13 protein-coding genes and 4 tRNA genes are annotated in these 17,091 nt (G+C 63.9%); 7 read left to right on the top strand and 10 right to left on the bottom strand.

Going from position 1 to position 17,091, the window contains the following annotated elements; genetic code table 11:
* Positions 1 to 50: 50 nt before the first annotated feature.
* On the top strand, positions 51 to 356 hold the full coding sequence (locus tag BLW02_RS07535) for a c-type cytochrome (protein ID WP_092697740.1): 306 nt from the start codon (positions 51 to 53) through the stop codon (positions 354 to 356).
* A gap of 140 nt (positions 357 to 496) precedes the next feature.
* Here the strand turns inward: BLW02_RS07535 and BLW02_RS07530 are convergent, their stop codons facing one another.
* Both BLW02_RS07530 and acs read right to left on the bottom strand, forming a co-directional pair.
* Positions 497 to 964, bottom strand: coding sequence for a Signal transduction histidine kinase (locus BLW02_RS07530; protein ID WP_092697739.1), 468 nt, complete (start codon positions 962 to 964; stop codon positions 497 to 499).
* 309 nt (positions 965 to 1,273) lie between these two features.
* Positions 1,274 to 3,268, bottom strand: a complete 1,995-nt coding sequence (gene acs / locus BLW02_RS07525; protein WP_092697738.1) for an acetate--CoA ligase — start codon at positions 3,266 to 3,268, stop codon at positions 1,274 to 1,276.
* A 142-nt stretch (positions 3,269 to 3,410) separates the two neighbouring features.
* Between acs and BLW02_RS07520 the strand changes: the two genes are divergently transcribed.
* From BLW02_RS07520 to proX, 4 genes are all read left to right on the top strand, one after another.
* The gene (locus BLW02_RS07520) at positions 3,411 to 4,010 is read left to right on the top strand and encodes a TIGR00645 family protein (protein WP_092697737.1); all 600 of its coding nucleotides are present in this window, start codon (positions 3,411 to 3,413) and stop codon (positions 4,008 to 4,010) included.
* Positions 4,011 to 4,593: 583 nt separating this feature from the next.
* Complete coding sequence (proV, locus tag BLW02_RS07515; protein WP_092697736.1) at positions 4,594 to 5,850, top strand: glycine betaine/L-proline ABC transporter ATP-binding protein ProV; 1,257 nt, start codon at positions 4,594 to 4,596, stop codon at positions 5,848 to 5,850.
* Positions 5,847 to 7,118, top strand: a complete 1,272-nt coding sequence (proW, locus tag BLW02_RS07510; protein ID WP_092697735.1) for a glycine betaine/L-proline ABC transporter permease ProW — start codon at positions 5,847 to 5,849, stop codon at positions 7,116 to 7,118. Before proV ends, proW begins: the two co-directional genes overlap by 4 nt.
* Positions 7,119 to 7,189: 71 nt before the next feature.
* A complete protein-coding gene (gene proX / locus BLW02_RS07505) occupies positions 7,190 to 8,203 on the top strand; it encodes a glycine betaine/L-proline ABC transporter substrate-binding protein ProX (protein WP_092697734.1) in 1,014 nt (337 codons plus the stop codon).
* Between the two features lie 110 nt (positions 8,204 to 8,313).
* Here the strand turns inward: proX and fumC are convergent, their stop codons facing one another.
* Positions 8,314 to 9,720: a class II fumarate hydratase gene (fumC, locus tag BLW02_RS07500; protein ID WP_092697733.1), complete on the bottom strand. Its 1,407-nt coding sequence runs from the start codon at positions 9,718 to 9,720 to the stop codon at positions 8,314 to 8,316.
* A gap of 204 nt (positions 9,721 to 9,924) precedes the next feature.
* Here fumC and BLW02_RS07495 point away from each other — a divergent pair, with 204 nt between their 5' ends.
* Both BLW02_RS07495 and murI read left to right on the top strand, forming a co-directional pair.
* Entirely contained in the window at positions 9,925 to 11,493 is a 1,569-nt protein-coding gene (locus BLW02_RS07495) for a fumarate hydratase (RefSeq protein WP_026435711.1), read from the top strand.
* Between the two features lie 98 nt (positions 11,494 to 11,591).
* On the top strand, positions 11,592 to 12,452 hold the full coding sequence (gene murI / locus BLW02_RS07490; RefSeq protein ID WP_092697732.1) for a glutamate racemase: 861 nt from the start codon (positions 11,592 to 11,594) through the stop codon (positions 12,450 to 12,452).
* A 62-nt stretch (positions 12,453 to 12,514) separates the two neighbouring features.
* On the opposite strand, the gene BLW02_RS07485 is transcribed toward murI, so the two are convergent.
* From BLW02_RS07485 to lon, 7 genes are all read right to left on the bottom strand, one after another.
* Complete coding sequence (locus BLW02_RS07485) at positions 12,515 to 13,033, bottom strand: M48 family metallopeptidase (protein WP_092697731.1); 519 nt, start codon at positions 13,031 to 13,033, stop codon at positions 12,515 to 12,517.
* Positions 13,034 to 13,111: 78 nt separating this feature from the next.
* The gene (locus BLW02_RS07480; RefSeq protein WP_092697730.1) at positions 13,112 to 13,747 is read right to left on the bottom strand and encodes a DUF6806 family protein; all 636 of its coding nucleotides are present in this window, start codon (positions 13,745 to 13,747) and stop codon (positions 13,112 to 13,114) included.
* 13 nt (positions 13,748 to 13,760) lie between these two features.
* A tRNA-Leu gene (locus BLW02_RS07475) sits at positions 13,761 to 13,853 on the bottom strand.
* A 151-nt stretch (positions 13,854 to 14,004) separates the two neighbouring features.
* Positions 14,005 to 14,080, bottom strand: a tRNA-Gly gene (locus BLW02_RS07470).
* Between the two features lie 179 nt (positions 14,081 to 14,259).
* Positions 14,260 to 14,333: transfer RNA gene (locus BLW02_RS07465), tRNA-Cys, on the bottom strand.
* A gap of 58 nt (positions 14,334 to 14,391) precedes the next feature.
* Positions 14,392 to 14,467, bottom strand: a tRNA-Gly gene (locus BLW02_RS07460).
* A gap of 87 nt (positions 14,468 to 14,554) precedes the next feature.
* Entirely contained in the window at positions 14,555 to 16,987 is a 2,433-nt protein-coding gene (gene lon / locus BLW02_RS07455; protein WP_092697729.1) for an endopeptidase La, read from the bottom strand.
* Positions 16,988 to 17,091: the final 104 nt, after the last annotated feature.

Here is a 17,091-nt window from a genome sequence, read left to right as displayed (position 1 = left end):
CACTACAATTTCGTTGAAAGCACTGTAACTCAACCAGAGGAAACCCCACCATGAAGCGTACCCTGATCACTCTTGCCATGACACTGTCGGTGGCAGCTCCCGCAATGGCCGATCTGGCACTGGCCACCTCGAAGAACTGCATGGCCTGCCACGCTGTTGACAAGAAGATGGTTGGCCCTTCCTACAAGGACGTGGCCGCCAAGTACGCCGGCCAGAAGGACGCTGCGGACAAGCTGGCAGCCAAGATCATCAAGGGTGGCTCTGGCGTGTGGGGTCCGGTTCCCATGCCTGCCAATACCCAGGTCAATGAAGCAGACGCCAAGAAGCTGGCCGCCTGGGTTCTGACGCAGAAGTAATTCGACCCATTCCCGCTGCGAAGCCGAACGCTTTGCATCCTCTGGCCGCGCCTTTCCATGGAAAGCGCGGCCATTGTTTTGGGTAGCACACGCACCCATCGCCACGTTTTTGCGGCGCACAACGCGCGTCGCGCACCATGTCAGACAACGCTGGTGCCGGGACGCCCCCGCAGTTGATGTTCCAGCTGGCCCACGCAGGCAGCCGTGGTGTTGTCGGATTCTTCGGCCCTTGCCATCAAATGCGACTCCAGGCCGTCCAGGCGTGCCAGCATATCCGCATGGGATTTCAAATGCTGTGCCTCCAGGAAGCTGCGCAGCTCGGTGAAACGCGACGCTTCGGCCTTGTCGGCCAGTTCGCGCTGGGCCTGCATCTCCTTGGAGTGGCGACGCGCTTCCATCAGCACCGAGCCCTGCAGGGAAAGCACGTAGGCCACACCGAACACGCCCAGCAGGGTGGTGAGGCCCAGCATGAGCAAGCCCAAAGGGGCCTCAAAGGTCATCAACCCCAATGACACCTGCGTGGAAGCTGCCAGCAGCCCCCAATTCAGGGCGGCCAGGGCAGCGATGGCCAGCACGATAAAAAGCAGGATGGTCGATCGCATTTGCATGGGGGTACTCCTTGGGACAAGTGCCGCCCCAGCCGGGATCGCGGGGGAGCAGATGCCGTGTTGTACCTCATGGCTGCACCACCCGCGCCGGAAACCTCGAAGCGACCGGCAATGTGCTGTCGTCGCAGGACTGGAGGGGTTTGCTGAAGCGCCGCGTGCCGGCGCCTTCTGGATCAATGGGTCAGCCGCTTCGATGATGCGCAGCGACCGAACGGCGAGGATTTTGTGGTCGCATCACATCGCTGCGCGATATGAGTGACCCCGAATCCGGCAAGCGCTACGCGCCGGCGCCTTGCGGCGCCTTCTGGATCAATTGGTCTGGGCCAATTGATCCAGAATTGCCGGATTCTCCAGCGTTGAGGTGTCCTGGGTAATGGCTTCGCCCTTGGCGATGCTTCGCAACAGGCGGCGCATGATCTTGCCGCTGCGGGTCTTGGGCAGGTTGTCGCCAAAACGGATGTCCTTGGGCTTGGCAATCGGGCCAATCTCCTTGGCCACCCAGTTGCGCAGCTCGTTGGCAATCTGCTTGGCCTCTTCGCCGGTCGGGCGCGAGCGCTTGAGCACCACGAAGGCACAGATGGCCTCGCCGGTCACGTCGTCGGGGCGCCCCACCACGGCGGCTTCGGCCACCAGGTCGGTCTTGGCCACCAGGGCCGATTCGATTTCCATCGTGCCCATGCGGTGGCCCGACACGTTGAGCACATCGTCGATGCGGCCCGTGATGCGGAAGTAGCCGCGGTCGGCGCTGCGCACGGCGCCATCGCCAGCCAGGTAATAGCCCTTGAGCTCTTCGGGGAAGTAGCTCTTCTTGAAGCGCTCGGGATCGTTCCAGATCGTGCGGATCATGCTGGGCCAGGGTCGCTTGATGACCAGGATGCCGCCCGCGCCATTGGCCACATCGTTGCCCGTTTCGTCCACGATGGCGGCGGTGATGCCGGGCAGTGGCAGCGTGCAGCTGCCGGGCACCAGGGGCGTGGCGCCGGGCAGCGGCGTGATGACATGCCCACCGGTTTCGGTCTGCCAGAAGGTGTCCACGATGGGGCAACGCTCGCCGCCCACGTGTTTGTAGTACCACATCCAGGCTTCGGGGTTGATGGGTTCGCCCACGCTGCCCAGGATGCGCAGGCTCGACAGGTCGGAGCGCGCGGGGTGCACCGCCGCGTCGCCCTCGGCCGCCTTGATGAGCGAGCGGATGGCCGTGGGGGCGGTGTAGAAAATGGAGCACTTGTGGCGTTCGATCATCTGCCAGAAACGCCCGGCGTTCGGGAAGGTGGGAATGCCTTCAAAGATGATCTGCGTGGCGCCCGCAGCCAGCGGGCCATAGGTGACGTAGGTGTGGCCGGTGATCCAGCCGATGTCGGCCGTGCACCAGAAGATATCGTCGGGGCGCAGGTCGAACGTCCAGTCCATGGTGAGCTTGGCCCACAGCAGGTAGCCGCCCGTGCTGTGCTGCACGCCCTTGGGTTTGCCGGTGGAGCCCGAGGTGTAGAGGATGAACAGCGGATGCTCTGCGCCCACGGCCACGGGTGGGCACTCGGTGCTCTGGCCGGCCAGTGCCTGGGCAAAGGTCTTGTCGCGCCCCTCGACCATGTTGCACACCGTGGGAGTGCGCTCGTACACGAACACATGGCGCAGCGTGTCGCAGCCGCCGGTGGCCAGGGCTTCGTCGATGATGGCCTTCAGGGGCAGTTCCTTGCCGCCACGCATCTGGTAGTTGGCCGTGACGATGGCCACGGCGCCGGCGTCAATCACGCGCTCGTGCACCGCCTTGGCACTGAAGCCGCCAAACACCACACTGTGCGTGGCGCCGATGCGCGCGCAGGCCTGCATGGCGATGACGCCCTCGATGGTCATGGGCATGTAGATCAGCACCCGGTCGCCCTTGCCCACGCCATGGGCCTTGAGGGCGTTGGCAAACTGGCTCACGCGGGCCAGCAGTTCCTTGTAGGTGATGCGGGTCACTGCGCCGTCGTCGGCTTCGAAAATGATGGCCGTCTTGTTCTCGGTGGGGGTACCGATGTGGCGGTCCAGGCAATTGGCCGACGCGTTGAGTTCACCGTCGGCAAACCACTGGAAGAACGGCGCGTTCGACTCATCCAGGGTGCGGGTGAAGGGTTTGGTCCATTGCAGGTTCTCGCGCGCCAGGCGGGCCCAGAAGCCCTCGAAATCCTTCTCGGCCTCGGCGCACAGCGCTTCGTAACCCGCCATGCCCGAAATGCGGGCGGCCTTGGCAATCGCGTCCGAGGGCGGGAAAACGCGGTTTTCAACCAGCACGGACTCGATCGAGGAATTGGGCGAACTCATGGTGTTGTCTCCTGGGTCTGATGGAACTGGGCGGTACTGTCTGCCACCCCACTTACAAGCCACTGACGGACTTCAGCTTACAGCCTGTGCACCCGTGCACCACCTAAAATCTGGCCTCATTTCATTTCCTGCACAGGCCTTCATGTCCACGCCCACGCCCAAAGCCCCGTCTCCCCTGCGTCCGCTGCCCGCGCTGATCTTTGCCAGCCGCTGGCTGCAGTTGCCGCTTTACCTCGGGCTGATTGCGGCGCAGGCCGTGTACGTATGGCATTTCCTGCTGGAACTGTGGCACCTGGTCGAGGCCGTGTTCGGCAGCCAGACGGCGCTGCAGGCGCTGATCACCAGCATCGGCTACAAGCCCGAGGTGCAGATCACCGCACTGAACGAAACCGTGATCATGCTCGTCGTGCTGGCGCTGATCGACGTGGTGATGATCTCCAACCTGCTCATCATGGTGATCGTGGGCGGCTATGAAACCTTTGTGAGCCGGCTGGGCCTGGACGACCACCCCGATCAGCCCGAATGGCTGGGACATGTGAATGCCTCGGTGCTGAAGGTGAAACTGGGTCTGTCGATCATCGGCATCAGCTCCATCCACCTGCTCAAGACCTTCATCAACGCCGCCAATTACGACGTGAAGGTGCTGATGTGGCAGACCATCATCCATGTGGTCTTCCTGGCCAGCGCACTGGCCATTGCCTACACCGACAAGCTGCTCAACAGCAGCCACGACAGGCATTAAATTCTGGCCTTGAATGCAATCGGCTGCCAGCGTCTATAGATAAAGCGCTGGCAGCTATTTTTTTAATAGCACCAGGACACCTATAACGGAAAGGGCCGACCGATATCCCGGGGCATGCGGGGGCGCTCATCGGTTTGTGCCCGCGCTCGCGATTATCACATTGAAAATAACCGGTGTTTTGACTCAAAAACACCAAATTCATATACTTCAAGGCTGATTAACCACCTGCAACGCAGGTAATTCACCCGAACCCGGGATGAATGTCTCGCTGGCGTGGCCCTTGCGGTCACTCCAGCCCGCCGAAGTTTCGCCCCTGATGCCCTGCCGCCGTGCCTGTGCCCGGTGGCAGCCGTGGTCCATGAGCCCTGTCCCGGCTCCCGCGGAACACCCTCAGGCCCTTGCGCACCGCCTTGCGTGCCATTCGGGCCGACCTGGCTTTGCCAGGGTTCTTCCTTTTCCTGCCCTCCCCTGCTGATCGCAGCCGGGGTCGGCCGCCGCATCAGGGTTTCGCTTGGGCTCCGAACCTGCTCGCCCATGGCGACAGGGCTGTGTTCCATCCGTTCAACGAGGGAGATCCACCAGCGTGGCAAAAAAAATCACCATCGACCATGTATTCAAAATCTTCGGCGAAGCGCCGCACAAGGCACTGGAACTGGTTCGCCAGGGCTGCAGCAAGCAGGAGATTCTGGAGCGCACCGGCCACTCGATCGGCGTGTTCGACGCCACTTTCACCATCGAAGCCGGTGAAATCTTCGTGGTCATGGGTTTGTCGGGTTCGGGCAAATCCACCCTGGTGCGCCTGCTCAATCTGCTGATCGAACCCAGTGCCGGCCGCATTCTGGTGGACGGTACCGACATCAGCCGCCTGACAAGCCGGCAACTGCGCGCACTGCGGCGCAAGGACATCAGCATGGTGTTCCAGTCGTTCGCGCTGATGCCGCACATGAACGTGCTCGACAACACTGCCCTCGGCCTGGAACTGGCGGGCGTGGGCCGGGCCGAACGCCAGGCGCAGGCCGCGCTGGCACTGGAACAGGTAGGCCTGGCCAGCTGGGGCGCGAGCTACCCCGACGAGCTTTCGGGCGGCATGCAGCAGCGCGTGGGCCTGGCGCGCGCGCTGGCGTCCGATCCCTCCATCCTGCTCATGGACGAGGCCTTCTCGGCGCTGGACCCCATCATCCGCACCGAGATGCAAAGCGAGCTGCTGCGCCTGCAGCAGGTCAAGCGGCGCACCATCGTCTTCATCTCGCACGACCTGGACGAGGCCATGCGCATCGGCGACCGCATCGCCATCATGAAAGACGGCCAGGTGGTGCAGGTGGGCACGCCCGACGATATTTTGCGCAACCCCGCCAACGACTACGTGCGCAGCTTCGTGCGCGGCGTGGATGCCGCCGCCGTGTTCAAGGCGGGCGATATTGCGCGCCAGCGCTTCACCGTGGTGTCCGAGCACAGCGACCGGGGCTCGCGCGCCGCGCTCAAGCAGCTGGAAGAACAGGACGGCGACTTCGCCTACGTGATCAGCCCCACGCAGCGCTACCTGGGCACCGTGTCGGCCGACTCGCTGCGCACCGCGCTGGACGGCCATGTGGGGCCGCTGGGCTTGCAGCATGCCTTTCTGCCCAACGTGGAGCCCATTGCCGCCGACGCGGCCGTGGCCGACCTGTTCGGCCAGGTGGCACAGGCGCCCTGCGCCCTGCCGGTGGTGGGGCCCCAAGGCCACTTTCAGGGCGCCGTCAGCAAAACCACCCTGCTGAAGTTTCTGGACCGCGACACCCCGCCGGTTCCGCCCTCGCCACCCCCCGTGGCAATCCTTGCACCAGAAAGGAGCCTCGCATGAACGATGCACTGTCCACACCCGAGACCTCTGCGCTGCCACCGCCGGCCGACACCGATCCGTGGGCGACGGCCAGTGAATCCAGTCCGGCCGTCACCCCGTGGGACCAGCCTGCGGCAGCACTGGATGCGCCTGCCCTGGCCCCCCCCGCCGACAGCACCAACCCCTGGGGCGCCGCCCCGGCGGACACCGCCACCGCAGCCGACAGCAGCTGGCTGGATGCCCCGGCGCAAGCAACAACCATCCCATCGGCCGGCAGCGATGCCGCAACCGACGCCTGGCAGGCGGGGCCACTGTGGGACGGCTCCCTGCCCGTGCAGGCGTGGATCAACGAAGGTCTGGGCTGGGTGGTGCAGAACTTCCGCCCGTTCTTCCAGACCGTGCGCGCGCCGATTGACGGCACGCTGACCTGGGTGGAAGGTCTGCTCACCAGCGTGCCCACGCTGGCCATGGTGGCGTTGATGGGACTGCTGGCGTGGCAGTTCGCGGGCCGCGCCATCGCCCTGGGCACCGTGGCCGCGCTGCTATTGGTGGCCTTGCTGGGCATCTGGTCCGATGCCATGGTCACGCTCTCGCTGGTATTGACCTCGCTGGCGTTCTGCATCGTGATCGGTCTGCCGCTGGGCATTGTGCTCGCGGCAAGCGACCGCGCCCAGCGCTGGATGCGCCCGTTTCTGGATGCCATGCAGACCACGCCGGCCTTTGTGTACCTGGTGCCGGTGGTGATGCTGTTTGGCATTGGCAACGTGCCGGGCGTGATCGTGACCATCGTGTTCGCGCTGCCGCCGCTGGTGCGGCTGACCAACCTGGGGCTGCGCCAGGTGCGCCCCGACCTCATCGAGGCCGCGCGGGCCTACGGTGCATCGCCCTGGCAAATGCTGGTCAAGGTGCAGCTGCCGCTGGCGCTGCCGTCCATCATGGCGGGCATCAACCAGGCGCTGATGCTGTCGCTGTCGATGGTGGTGATCGCCTCGATGATCGCCGTGGGCGGGCTGGGCCAGATGGTGCTGCGCGGCATTGGCCGCCTGGACATGGGCCTGGCCACCGTGGGCGGCCTGGGCATTGTGCTGCTGGCCGTCATGCTGGACCGCATCACCCAGGCCATGGGCCAGCCGCGCCGGGGCGTGCGCCATTGGTGGCAGACCGGCCCCGCCGGCATGGCCTGGCGCCTGCTGCGCCGCGCCACCGCCCCCACCACCACAGCAACCAGCGCGCCCGCAACGTCGGCGCCGCCCGAGGCCACGGCCCGGCTGGCACCAGCGCGCCGCTAGAAGGCGGCCGTGCCTGGCCCGCCAAGTCCATCCGCCGATTGTTCCGATCCCCATTCAAGGAGTCCGCAACCATGACCAGCCACACACTTTTCGCCCACGCCGCCAGGACCGCCCTCGCCACCAGCCTGCTGGCCATCGGCCTGGTAGGCGCCGCCCATGCACAGAATCTGCCCGGCAAGGGCGTGCGCGTGCAGCCCCTCAAGAGCTCGCTCGCCGAAGAGGCCTTCCAGACCCTGCTGGTCGCGCGCGCCCTCGAAAAACTGGGCTATGACGTCCAGCCCATGAAAGACCTGGAGCCCGCCACCGAGCACCTGGCCATCGCCAGTGGCGACGCCACCTTCATGGCCACCCACTGGAACCTGCTGCACGCGGACTTCTACCAAAACAGCGGCGGCGATGCCAAGCTCTACCGCAAGGGCGTGTACTCCGACAACGCCGCCCAGGGCTACCTGATCGACAGGAAGACCGCCGAGCGGTACCAGATCACCCACATCACCCAGCTCAAGGACCCCAAGCTCGCCCAGTTGTTCGACACCGACGGCGACGGCAAGGCCGACCTGACCGGCTGCAATCCCGGCTGGGGCTGCGAGCTGGCCATCGAACGCCACCTCAAGGCCTACCAGCTGGGCGGCTCCATCAGCCACAAGCAAGGCAGCTACGCCGCGCTGATCGCCGACACCATCGCCCGTTTCAAGCAGGGCCAGCCCATCCTTTACTACACCTGGATGCCCTACTGGGTCAGCGCCGTGCTGCGCCCTGGCACCGATGTGGTCTGGCTGGAAGTGCCCGACACCCCCGCTGCGGCAGGCGAGGACACACGCCTGCCCAACGGCAAAAACTATGGCTTCAAGGTGAACCAACAGCACATCGTGGCCAACAAGGCCTTTGCCGAGCAGAACCCGGCCGCAGCCCGGCTGTTTGAGGTGATGCAGCTGCCGGTGGCGGACATCAACGCCCAGAACCTGCGCATGGGCCGGGGCGAAAACAAGGCCAGCGATGTGGCGCGCCACACCGATGGCTGGATCAAGGCACACCAGAAGACTTTTGACGGCTGGATCGCGCAGGCGCTTGCGGCGGCGAAGTAGCGTGCAAAAGTTCAGCCAGACCAGACTGCAGCGCTTTATCCACAAGCGCATTGAGCTATTTTTTATATTGCTCCATACCCAGCGGCACGCCGTGTCCTGGGTATTCTCAGCTATCGGCCCACCATGTCCTCGGGCACTACCCAGGCGTCAAACTGCTCGGCCGTGACATGGCCCGAGGCAATCGCCGCGTCGCGCAGGCTGCTGCCTTCGGTATGGGCTTTCTTGGCGATCTGCGCGGCCTTGTCGTAGCCGATGTGCGTGTTCAGGGCCGTCACCAGCATCAGCGAACGCTCCACCAGTTCGGCCATGCGCGCGCGGTGGGGCTCGATGCCCTGGGCGCAATGGTGGTCGAAGCTGGCCATGCCGTCGGCCAGCAGGCGCACGCTCTGCAGAAAGTTGTGGATCACCAGGGGGCGAAACACATTCAGCTCGAAGTTGCCCGACGCGCCCCCAAAGTTGATGGCCACGTCGTTGCCCATGACCTGGGCGCACAGCATGGTCAGCGCCTCGCACTGCGTGGGGTTGACCTTGCCCGGCATGATGGACGAGCCGGGCTCGTTCTCGGGGATGGTGATCTCGCCCAGCCCGCTGCGCGGGCCGCTGGCCAGCCAGCGCACATCGTTGGCAATCTTCATCAGGCTGGCGGCCAGGGTCTTGAGCGCACCGTGGCCATGCACCAGCGCATCGCAGCTGGCCAGGGCCTCGAACTTGTTGGGCGCGGTGACCAGGGACAGCCCGGTCAGGTCGGCCAGTTCGCGGGCCACGGCCACGGCATAGCCGGCAGGCGCATTGAGCCCGGTGCCCACGGCGGTGCCGCCCAGGGCCAGCTCGCACAAATGCGGTAATGCGGCGCGCACATGCTGCTCGCCGTGCTGCAGCTGCGCCACCCAGCCCGAGATCTCCTGGCCCAGGGTGAGCGGCGTGGCGTCCTGCAGGTGGGTGCGGCCAATCTTGACGATGCCGTCAAAGGCTGCCGCCTTGGCCGCCAGCGTGGCGCGCAGCTGCTGCAGGGCGGGCAGCAGCCGGTGCACCAGCGCATCCACGGCGGCCAGGTGCATGGCCGTGGGAAACACGTCGTTGCTCGACTGGCTCTTGTTCACCTCGTCGTTGGGGTGCACCAGCCGCGCCTCGCCGCGCGGGCCACCCAGCAACTCGCTGGCGCGGTTGGCCAGCACCTCGTTCATGTTCATGTTGGTCTGGGTACCCGATCCGGTCTGCCACACCACCAGCGGAAACTCCTGCAGGTGGCCGCCGGCAATCACTTCGTCGGCCGCCGCCACGATGGCCGTGGTCTTGGCGGTATCGAGCAGGCCCAGGGCATTGTTCACATAGGCGCTGGCGCGCTTGACCTGGGCCAGGGCGCGGATCAGCTCCGGCGCCATGCGCTCGCCCGAGATGTCAAAGTGCTGCAGCGAGCGCTGGGTCTGCGCGCCCCATAGGCGCTGGGCGGGCACGTCGATGGGACCGAAGCTGTCTTTTTCGGTGCGGACTGCGGTTGCGTCAGGTCGGGATGTCATCACGCTTGTGCCTTGCCGCTCTGCGAGCGAATGAAGAAAGGGTCGAGCCACCAGGGCGCAGCATACCCACCTCACCCGGCTTTGCGCCACCCCCCTGGGCCACCGCCTCCGCCCACGGGAGCCTCCATCAACCCCTGACAGCGCCGCGCAAGCCCGCAGGGGGATAATTCGGGTTCGCGATTTTTCCCACGGACCCCACCTGCCATGACCACGACCTCCATTCGCCAAGCCGACCTGATCGAGTCCATCGCCGCCGCGCTGCAGTACATCAGCTACTACCACCCCACCGACTACATCGCGCACCTGGCCCGCGCCTACGAGCGCGAACAAAGCCCCGCCGCCAAGGACGCCATTGCCCAGATCCTGACCAACAGCAAGATGAGCGCCACCGGCCAGCGCCCCATCTGCCAGGACACCGGCATCGTCAACGTCTTCCTGAAGGTGGGCATGGACGTGCGCTGGGAAGGCTTCACCGGCAGCCTGGACGACGCCATCAACGAAGGCGTGCGCCGTGGCTACAACCACCCCGACAACACCCTGCGCGCCAGCGTGGTGGCCGACCCGCAGTTCGACCGCAAGAACACCAAGGACAACACCCCCGCCGTGATCTTCACCGAGATCGTGCCCGGCAACACCGTGGACATCACCGTGGCGGCCAAGGGCGGCGGCTCGGAAAACAAGTCCAAGATGTACATGCTCAACCCCAGCGACAGCGTGGTCGACTGGGTGCTGAAAACCGTGCCCACCATGGGCGCCGGCTGGTGTCCGCCCGGCATGCTGGGCATCGGCATCGGTGGCACGGCCGAGAAGGCCGTGCTCATGGCCAAGGAAAGCCTGATGGACGACCTGGACATGTACGAGCTGCAGGCCAAGGCCGAAGCCGCCAAGACCGGCGGCCCCGCGCTCGACAAGGTTGAGGCCCTGCGCCTGGAGCTGTTCGAGAAGGTCAACGCCCTGGGCATTGGCGCGCAGGGCCTGGGCGGCCTGACCACGGTGCTCGACGTCAAGATCAAGATGTACCCCACGCACGCGGCCAGCAAGCCGATTGCCATGATCCCCAACTGCGCCGCCACGCGCCACGCACATTTCGTGATGGATGGCTCGGGCCCCGTCTACCTCACGCCCCCGAGCCTGGACCTGTGGCCCAACGTCGACTGGACGCCCGACTACAACAAGAGCAAGAAGGTCAACCTCGACACGCTCACCAAGGAAGAAGTGGCCAGCTGGAAGCCCGGCGACACCCTGCTGCTCAATGGCAAGATGCTCACCGGCCGCGATGCCGCGCACAAGCGCATCCAGGACATGCTGGCCAAGGGCGAGAAGCTGCCCGTGGACTTCACCAACCGCGTGATCTATTACGTGGGCCCGGTCGATCCCGTGCGTGACGAGGCCGTGGGCCCCGCCGGCCCGACCACCGCCACGCGCATGGACAAGTTCACCGACATGATGCTGGAACAGACGGGCCTCATCGCCATGATCGGCAAGGCCGAGCGCGGCCCCGTGGCCATCGAGTCCATCAAGAACCACAAGAGTGCCTACCTGATGGCCGTGGGCGGCGCCGCCTACCTTGTGTCAAAAGCCATCAAGACCGCCAAGGTGGTGGGCTTTGAAGACCTGGGCATGGAAGCCATCTACGAATTCGACGTGGTGGACATGCCCGTCACCGTGGCCGTGGATTCGGGTGGCACCAGCGCGCACATCACCGGCCCGGCCGAGTGGCAAAAGCGCATCGCCACGGGTGAATTCAAGGGCATTGAAGTCGCGGCCGCCTGATGCCGCCAGGCATGGCGGCGAGCCTGTAGCCCACAGGGGCCACCCGCGCACTGCGGGTGCCCGCCGCCATGCCGCCTTTTCTTGTTCGCCCTGACACCATGAACCTTGCCGCGCAACCCATTGGCGTTTTCGACAGTGGCATCGGGGGCCTGAGCGTGCTGCAGGCACTGCAGGCCGAATTGCCCCACGAGCGCTTTGTCTATCTGGCCGACAGCGGCAATGCGCCCTACGGCGACGCACGTGGCGACGCTTTTGTATGCGCCCGCACCCATGCCATCACGCGCTACCTGCGCGAGCAGCACCACATCAAGGCCCTGGTGGTGGCCTGCAACACGGCCACGGCCGCCGCCATCCATGAAGTGCGCAGCAGCCAGCCCGACCTGCCGCTGGTGGGCCTGGAGCCCGCCCTCAAGCCGGCAGTCGCGCTGAGCCAAACCGGGCGCATCGGCGTCATCGGCACGCGGAGCACGCTGAGCAGTGGCAAATTTTCCAGGCTGCTGGCTTCGCTGGCCGGGCAGGCCGAGTTCGTGGTCCAGCCCTGCGATGGCCTGGCCCGCGCCATCGAGCACAGCACGGCGCTGCCCCTGGCCACCGACCCGTCCGCAACAGAAACCAGAGCGCTGTGCGCACGCTACATCAGTGCCATGGGCCAGTTTGGCACTGAACCGGGCGAGATTGACACGCTGGTGCTGGGCTGTACGCACTATGTGTTTGTGGTGGACGATCTGCGCGCATTGGTGGGCCCGCAGGTGCGGCTGATCGAAACCGGCGAGCCGGTGGCCCGGCAGACACGGCGCCTGCTGCACAAGGATGCGCTGCTGGCGCCGGAGGATGCGGCCGCCCAGATACCCACCCCCATCCGGTTGCTCACCACGGGTGCCCTCGCACCATTGCAGGCGGCGGCCGCGCGCTGGCTGCAGTTGCCGCCCGACTGCTGTGGCACCGTTGCCATCCCCTGAATGCCGATCCAATCAGGCTGTAGCGCCGATGAATGGAGCGCCAGAGGCGATTGAATTGATCGCTATTGCGCCGCCCACAAGCGCTCGCCCGCATGCTCCAGGTGCGTGAGGTACAGGCGCACATCCAACTCGTACTGGTGGTATTGCGGCTCCATGTGCTCGCACAGCTGGTAGAACGCCTTGTCGTGGTCCTTTTCGCGCAGATGGGCCAGCTCGTGCACCACGATCATGCGCAGGAACTCGTCCGGAACCTGCTTGAACATCGCCGCAATGCGGATCTCATGCTTGGCCGCCAGGCGGTTGCCCTGCACGCGTGACACCGAGGTATGCAACCCCAGCGCATGGCGCACGACATGGATCTTGCTGTCAAAAACCACCTTGTTCACCGTGCCTGCGTTGCGCAGGTAGCGTGACTTGAGCTCCGTGGCGTAGTCGTACAAGGCCTTGTCGCTGCGCACCGCGTGGGGCTGGGGATATTTGCGCAGCAGCACCGCGCCCAGCTGCCCCAGGCCCAGCACATGCCGGGCCTGGTCTTGCAGCGATGGGGCGTAGCTGCGCAGGTAGGGCAGATCGGTTGTCATGGAATCACCGGCAGGGACTGCTCTGCACAGCGCGCAGGGCAAGGCCTCTGGCCCGCCGCAGCCGCTGAATCTGCGTTTTCAGTGCAGGTGGCGTGGCCGGCGCCCGCCACCGTGGCCGCCGCCCGAGCCACCTGGCCCGCCCGACCCGCGCGGAGGCTTGCCGATTTCGAGTGAATTGACCAGGGCATCGAAGCGCTGTGTGAACAGCTTGTCGATCTCGGCCACCACACCACCGAGCTCGGCGCCGTCAAAGTGGCGCTCCATCATGTTCACGACATCCTGCACCAGCAGGTCACGCTGCACCTGCATGATGGCCGCCGGCGTGGGGCCGACGAACAGCATCACGAAATCGTCACGCGACTCGGTGCCGTCGTCTTCCTCGTCTTCGTCGAAATCGGCATCGTAGAACGTCACCTCGATGGCGGCGCCCAGTTCGGCCAGCTCGTTGAGGCTCATGCACATCTCATCGAGCGACTGGCGGAAATCTTCATCGCCACGCACCGTCCAGCACATCTGCAGCATGTGCTCTTGCGGGTCGAACTTGATGCCGGGCTCTTCTTCGTAGGCGCTCGCCGCACCATCGGCCAGCGAGCGGGCTCCGGCATATTTCCAAAGGGGTTTGAGCGCATCCTGGAGCTGCTCGAAGCTCGCGTCGGCACGCAGCTGGACCTGTCCGTGGACATGAATTTCAAAGGGAGCGTTGTAACTTGACATGATTGAATCGTAGTGGTGCCCCGAGCCGGGGTCGAACCGGCACGCCCCTTTTCAGGAAAGCGGCGGATTTTAAGTCCGCAGTGTCTACCAATTTCACCATCGGGGCGCCGGCTGCCCAACGCACACCTGCATCGCAGCGTAACCCGGGGCGCGCGGACACGCAATGCCCCTGTCGTATCCAGTGAGGGCCATGCCAGCACCGCCGACATATCGCCACCACCAAGAAAAAAGGGAAGCCGAAGCTTCCCTTGCATATCTGGAGCGGGAAAAGAGTCTCGAACTCTCGACCTCAACCTTGGCAAGGTTGCGCTCTACCAACTGAGCTATTCCCGCATTTACTTTTGCACTCTTCAGTCACCTTCAGTGTGCATCAGCAAGTCTCAAATTATAGCGCCATTTTCTGCCTCTTCAGCGAACTCGGAGAAATTTTCAAAAACACTTCTCTGATTCCACCGAACCGACAAAAAAGGCCCCTAAGGACCTTGATGCACTGGTCTGAACCAATGGTGTTCTGGAGGCGCGGTCCGGAGTCGAACCGGACTAACCGGATTTGCAATCCGGGGCATAACCGCTTTGCTACCGCGCCAGAAAATCGCGCTTCCCTGACAAAAAAGGGAAGCATCTGCTTCCCTTTTTGTGGAAATTGGAGCGGGAAAAGAGTCTCGAACTCTCGACCTCAACCTTGGCAAGGTTGCGCTCTACCAACTGAGCTATTCCCGCATTTTACCGAAGCCTCACATTGTACAACGTTTGCTGCGATGGAATGAATTGTAGCGCAATTTTCGGGGTGCGCCAGCATTTTTTGCATCAATGTTTCAATGGATCGGCGTTGGCCACGCCTCCGGCTGATTTTTCTGCTGCCGACGCCACCACCACGGCCGCTTCTTCTTCGCTCAAGGCGACAGGTTTGCGCTCCAACGCCACTTCCAGCACCTTGTCGATCCACTTGACCGGCACGATCTCGAGCCCGCTTTTCACGTTATCAGGGATCTCCTGCAGGTCTTTGACATTCTCTTCAGGAATCAGCACGGTCTTGATGCCGCCGCGCAAGGCAGCCAGCAATTTCTCCTTGAGCCCGCCAATTGCCGTGACCTCGCCGCGCAGGGTGATTTCCCCCGTCATGGCCACATCGCCGCGCACCGGAATTCCCGTGAGCGCCGAGACGAACGCAGTGGTCATGGCGGCACCTGCGCTGGGGCCATCCTTGGGCGTCGCGCCATCGGGCACGTGGATATGGATGTCGCGCTTTTCGAAGGCTTCATCCTTGATGCCCAGCATGCGTGCACGGCTGCGCACCACCGTGCGGGCGGCCTCGACGGATTCCTTCATCACGTCGCCCAGCGAACCCGTGCGGGTGATGACGCCCTTGCCCGGCATGGTGGCCGCCTCGATGGTGAGCAGATCGCCCCCCACCTCCGTCCATGCCAGCCCGACCACCTGTCCGACCTGGTTCTGCTGCTCCGCACGGCCATAGGTGTACTTGCGCACACCCAGAAAGTCGGGAAGATTGTCCTCATTCACCACCACCTGCGGGGTCAGCTTCTTCAACTGCAGCCCCTTCACCACCTTGCGGCAGATCTTGGAGAGTTCACGCTCCAGCGAGCGCACCCCGGCCTCGCGGGTGTAGTAGCGCACCATGTCGCGCACGGCGGCTTCGGTGATGAGGAGTTCTTCAGCCTTGACCCCATTGTTCTTGAGCTGCTTGGGCAGCAGGTACTTCATGGCAATGCTGGTTTTTTCGTCTTCGGTGTAACCCGACAGTCGAATCACCTCCATGCGATCAAGCAAGGCGGGCGGAATGTTCATGGAGTTGGATGTCGCCACGAACATGACATCGCTCAGGTCGAAATCGACCTCCACATAGTGGTCGCCAAAGGTGTGATTCTGTTCGGGATCCAGCACCTCCAGCAGTGCGCTCGACGGGTCACCTCGAAAATCAGTGCCCAGCTTGTCGATTTCATCCAGCAGGAACAGCGGATTGCGCACCCCCACCTTGCCCAGGCTCTGCAACACCTTGCCGGGCATGGCTCCGATGTAGGTGCGGCGATGCCCGCGGATTTCCGCCTCATCGCGCATGCCGCCCAGCGCCATGCGCACATACTTGCGCCCGGTGGCTTTGGCAATCGACTGCCCCAGCGAGGTCTTGCCCACGCCCGGTGGCCCCACCAGGCACAGGATGGGCGCCTTGACCTTGTCCACACGCTGCTGCACCGCAAGGTATTCAAGGATGCGATCCTTGACCTTGTCGAGACCGAAATGGTCTTCATTGAGCACGGCTTCGGCATTGCCGAGGTCGTGCTTGATCTTGCTCTTCTTGCTCCAGGGCAGGCCCGTGAGCACATCGATATAGCTGCGCACCACCGTGGCTTCGGCCGACATGGGCGACATCAGCTTGAGCTTCTTGAACTCGGCCTCTGCTTTCTTGCGGGCCTCTGCCGGCATCTTGGCCAGCTTGATCTTCTTTTCAATCTCTTCTACGTCGGCGCCCTCTTCCCCTTCACCGAGCTCCTTCTGAATGGCCTTGACCTGCTCGTTCAAATAGAAGTCGCGCTGGTTCTTTTCCATCTGGCGCTTCACGCGCCCACGGATCTTCTTGTCGACATTCAGGATGTCCACTTCACGGTCCAGCTGCTCGAACAGGTTCTCGAGGCGTGCCTTGACGTCGGAAAGATCCAGCACCACCTGCTTGTTTTCCAGTTTCAGGGGCAGATGCGCGGCGATGGTATCGGCCAAGCGGCCAGGATCATCGATGCTGGAGATCGAGGTCAGTATCTCGGGTGGAATCTTCTTGTTGAGCTTGACGTATTGGTCAAACTGCTGCATCACGGCACGGCGAAGCGCCTCGATTTCACTGGATTTGTGCTTTTCCTGGTCCTGCTCGACAGGTGCCACGGTGGCCGTGAAGTGCGTCTCGGCATCCGCAATGGATGTCACCAGGGCACGCTGCTGGCCCTCTACGAGCACCTTGACGGTGCCGTCGGGCAGCTTGAGCATCTGCAGGATGGTGGACACGCAACCCACATCAAACATGTCTTCGACCGAGGGTTCATCCTTGGCCGCGGCCTTCTGGGCCACGAGCATGATGCGGCGGTCGGACTCCATGGCCAGCTCCAGCGCCTTGATGCTTTTGGAGCGTCCCACGAACAGCGGGATGACCATGTGGGGGAACACCACCACGTCGCGCAGCGGCAACAGCGGCAGATCAATGGGGGTGGCTGGCAGGGGGTTATGTCCGGACATGGAAATCCTCAAAGTGCTCTGTGGAATATGGTCCACATGTGGGGATTTTCAACCCTTGCGCGCGGCCGCGCTGTTGCAAGGGTTGATGATTCGGGGGTCGCAGC

It is taken from the genome of Acidovorax soli (assembly GCF_900107605.1).
In the GTDB taxonomy this organism is placed as follows: Bacteria; Pseudomonadota; Gammaproteobacteria; order Burkholderiales; family Burkholderiaceae_C; genus Acidovorax; species Acidovorax soli.
The sequence above is the reverse complement of the archived record's forward strand: the minus strand, read 5'-3'. Positions and strand labels throughout refer to the sequence as shown.

Bases quoted from the DNA above. Each gene is read 5' to 3' on its own strand.
- fumC (WP_092697733.1), bottom strand. From the start codon at position 9,720: ATGACATCCCGACCTGACGCAACCGCAGTCCGCACCGAAAAAGACAGC.
- proX (WP_092697734.1), top strand. From the start codon at position 7,190: ATGACCAGCCACACACTTTTCGCCCACGCCGCCAGGACCGCCCTCGCC.
- BLW02_RS07530 (WP_092697739.1), bottom strand. From the start codon at position 964: ATGCAAATGCGATCGACCATCCTGCTTTTTATCGTGCTGGCCATCGCT.
- proW (WP_092697735.1), top strand. From the start codon at position 5,847: ATGAACGATGCACTGTCCACACCCGAGACCTCTGCGCTGCCACCGCCG.
- BLW02_RS07535 (WP_092697740.1), top strand. From the start codon at position 51: ATGAAGCGTACCCTGATCACTCTTGCCATGACACTGTCGGTGGCAGCT.
- BLW02_RS07480 (WP_092697730.1), bottom strand. From the start codon at position 13,747: ATGTCAAGTTACAACGCTCCCTTTGAAATTCATGTCCACGGACAGGTC.
- BLW02_RS07520 (WP_092697737.1), top strand. From the start codon at position 3,411: ATGTCCACGCCCACGCCCAAAGCCCCGTCTCCCCTGCGTCCGCTGCCC.
- murI (WP_092697732.1), top strand. From the start codon at position 11,592: ATGAACCTTGCCGCGCAACCCATTGGCGTTTTCGACAGTGGCATCGGG.
- BLW02_RS07495 (WP_026435711.1), top strand. From the start codon at position 9,925: ATGACCACGACCTCCATTCGCCAAGCCGACCTGATCGAGTCCATCGCC.
- acs (WP_092697738.1), bottom strand. From the start codon at position 3,268: ATGAGTTCGCCCAATTCCTCGATCGAGTCCGTGCTGGTTGAAAACCGC.
- lon (WP_092697729.1), bottom strand. From the start codon at position 16,987: ATGTCCGGACATAACCCCCTGCCAGCCACCCCCATTGATCTGCCGCTG.
- BLW02_RS07485 (WP_092697731.1), bottom strand. From the start codon at position 13,033: ATGACAACCGATCTGCCCTACCTGCGCAGCTACGCCCCATCGCTGCAA.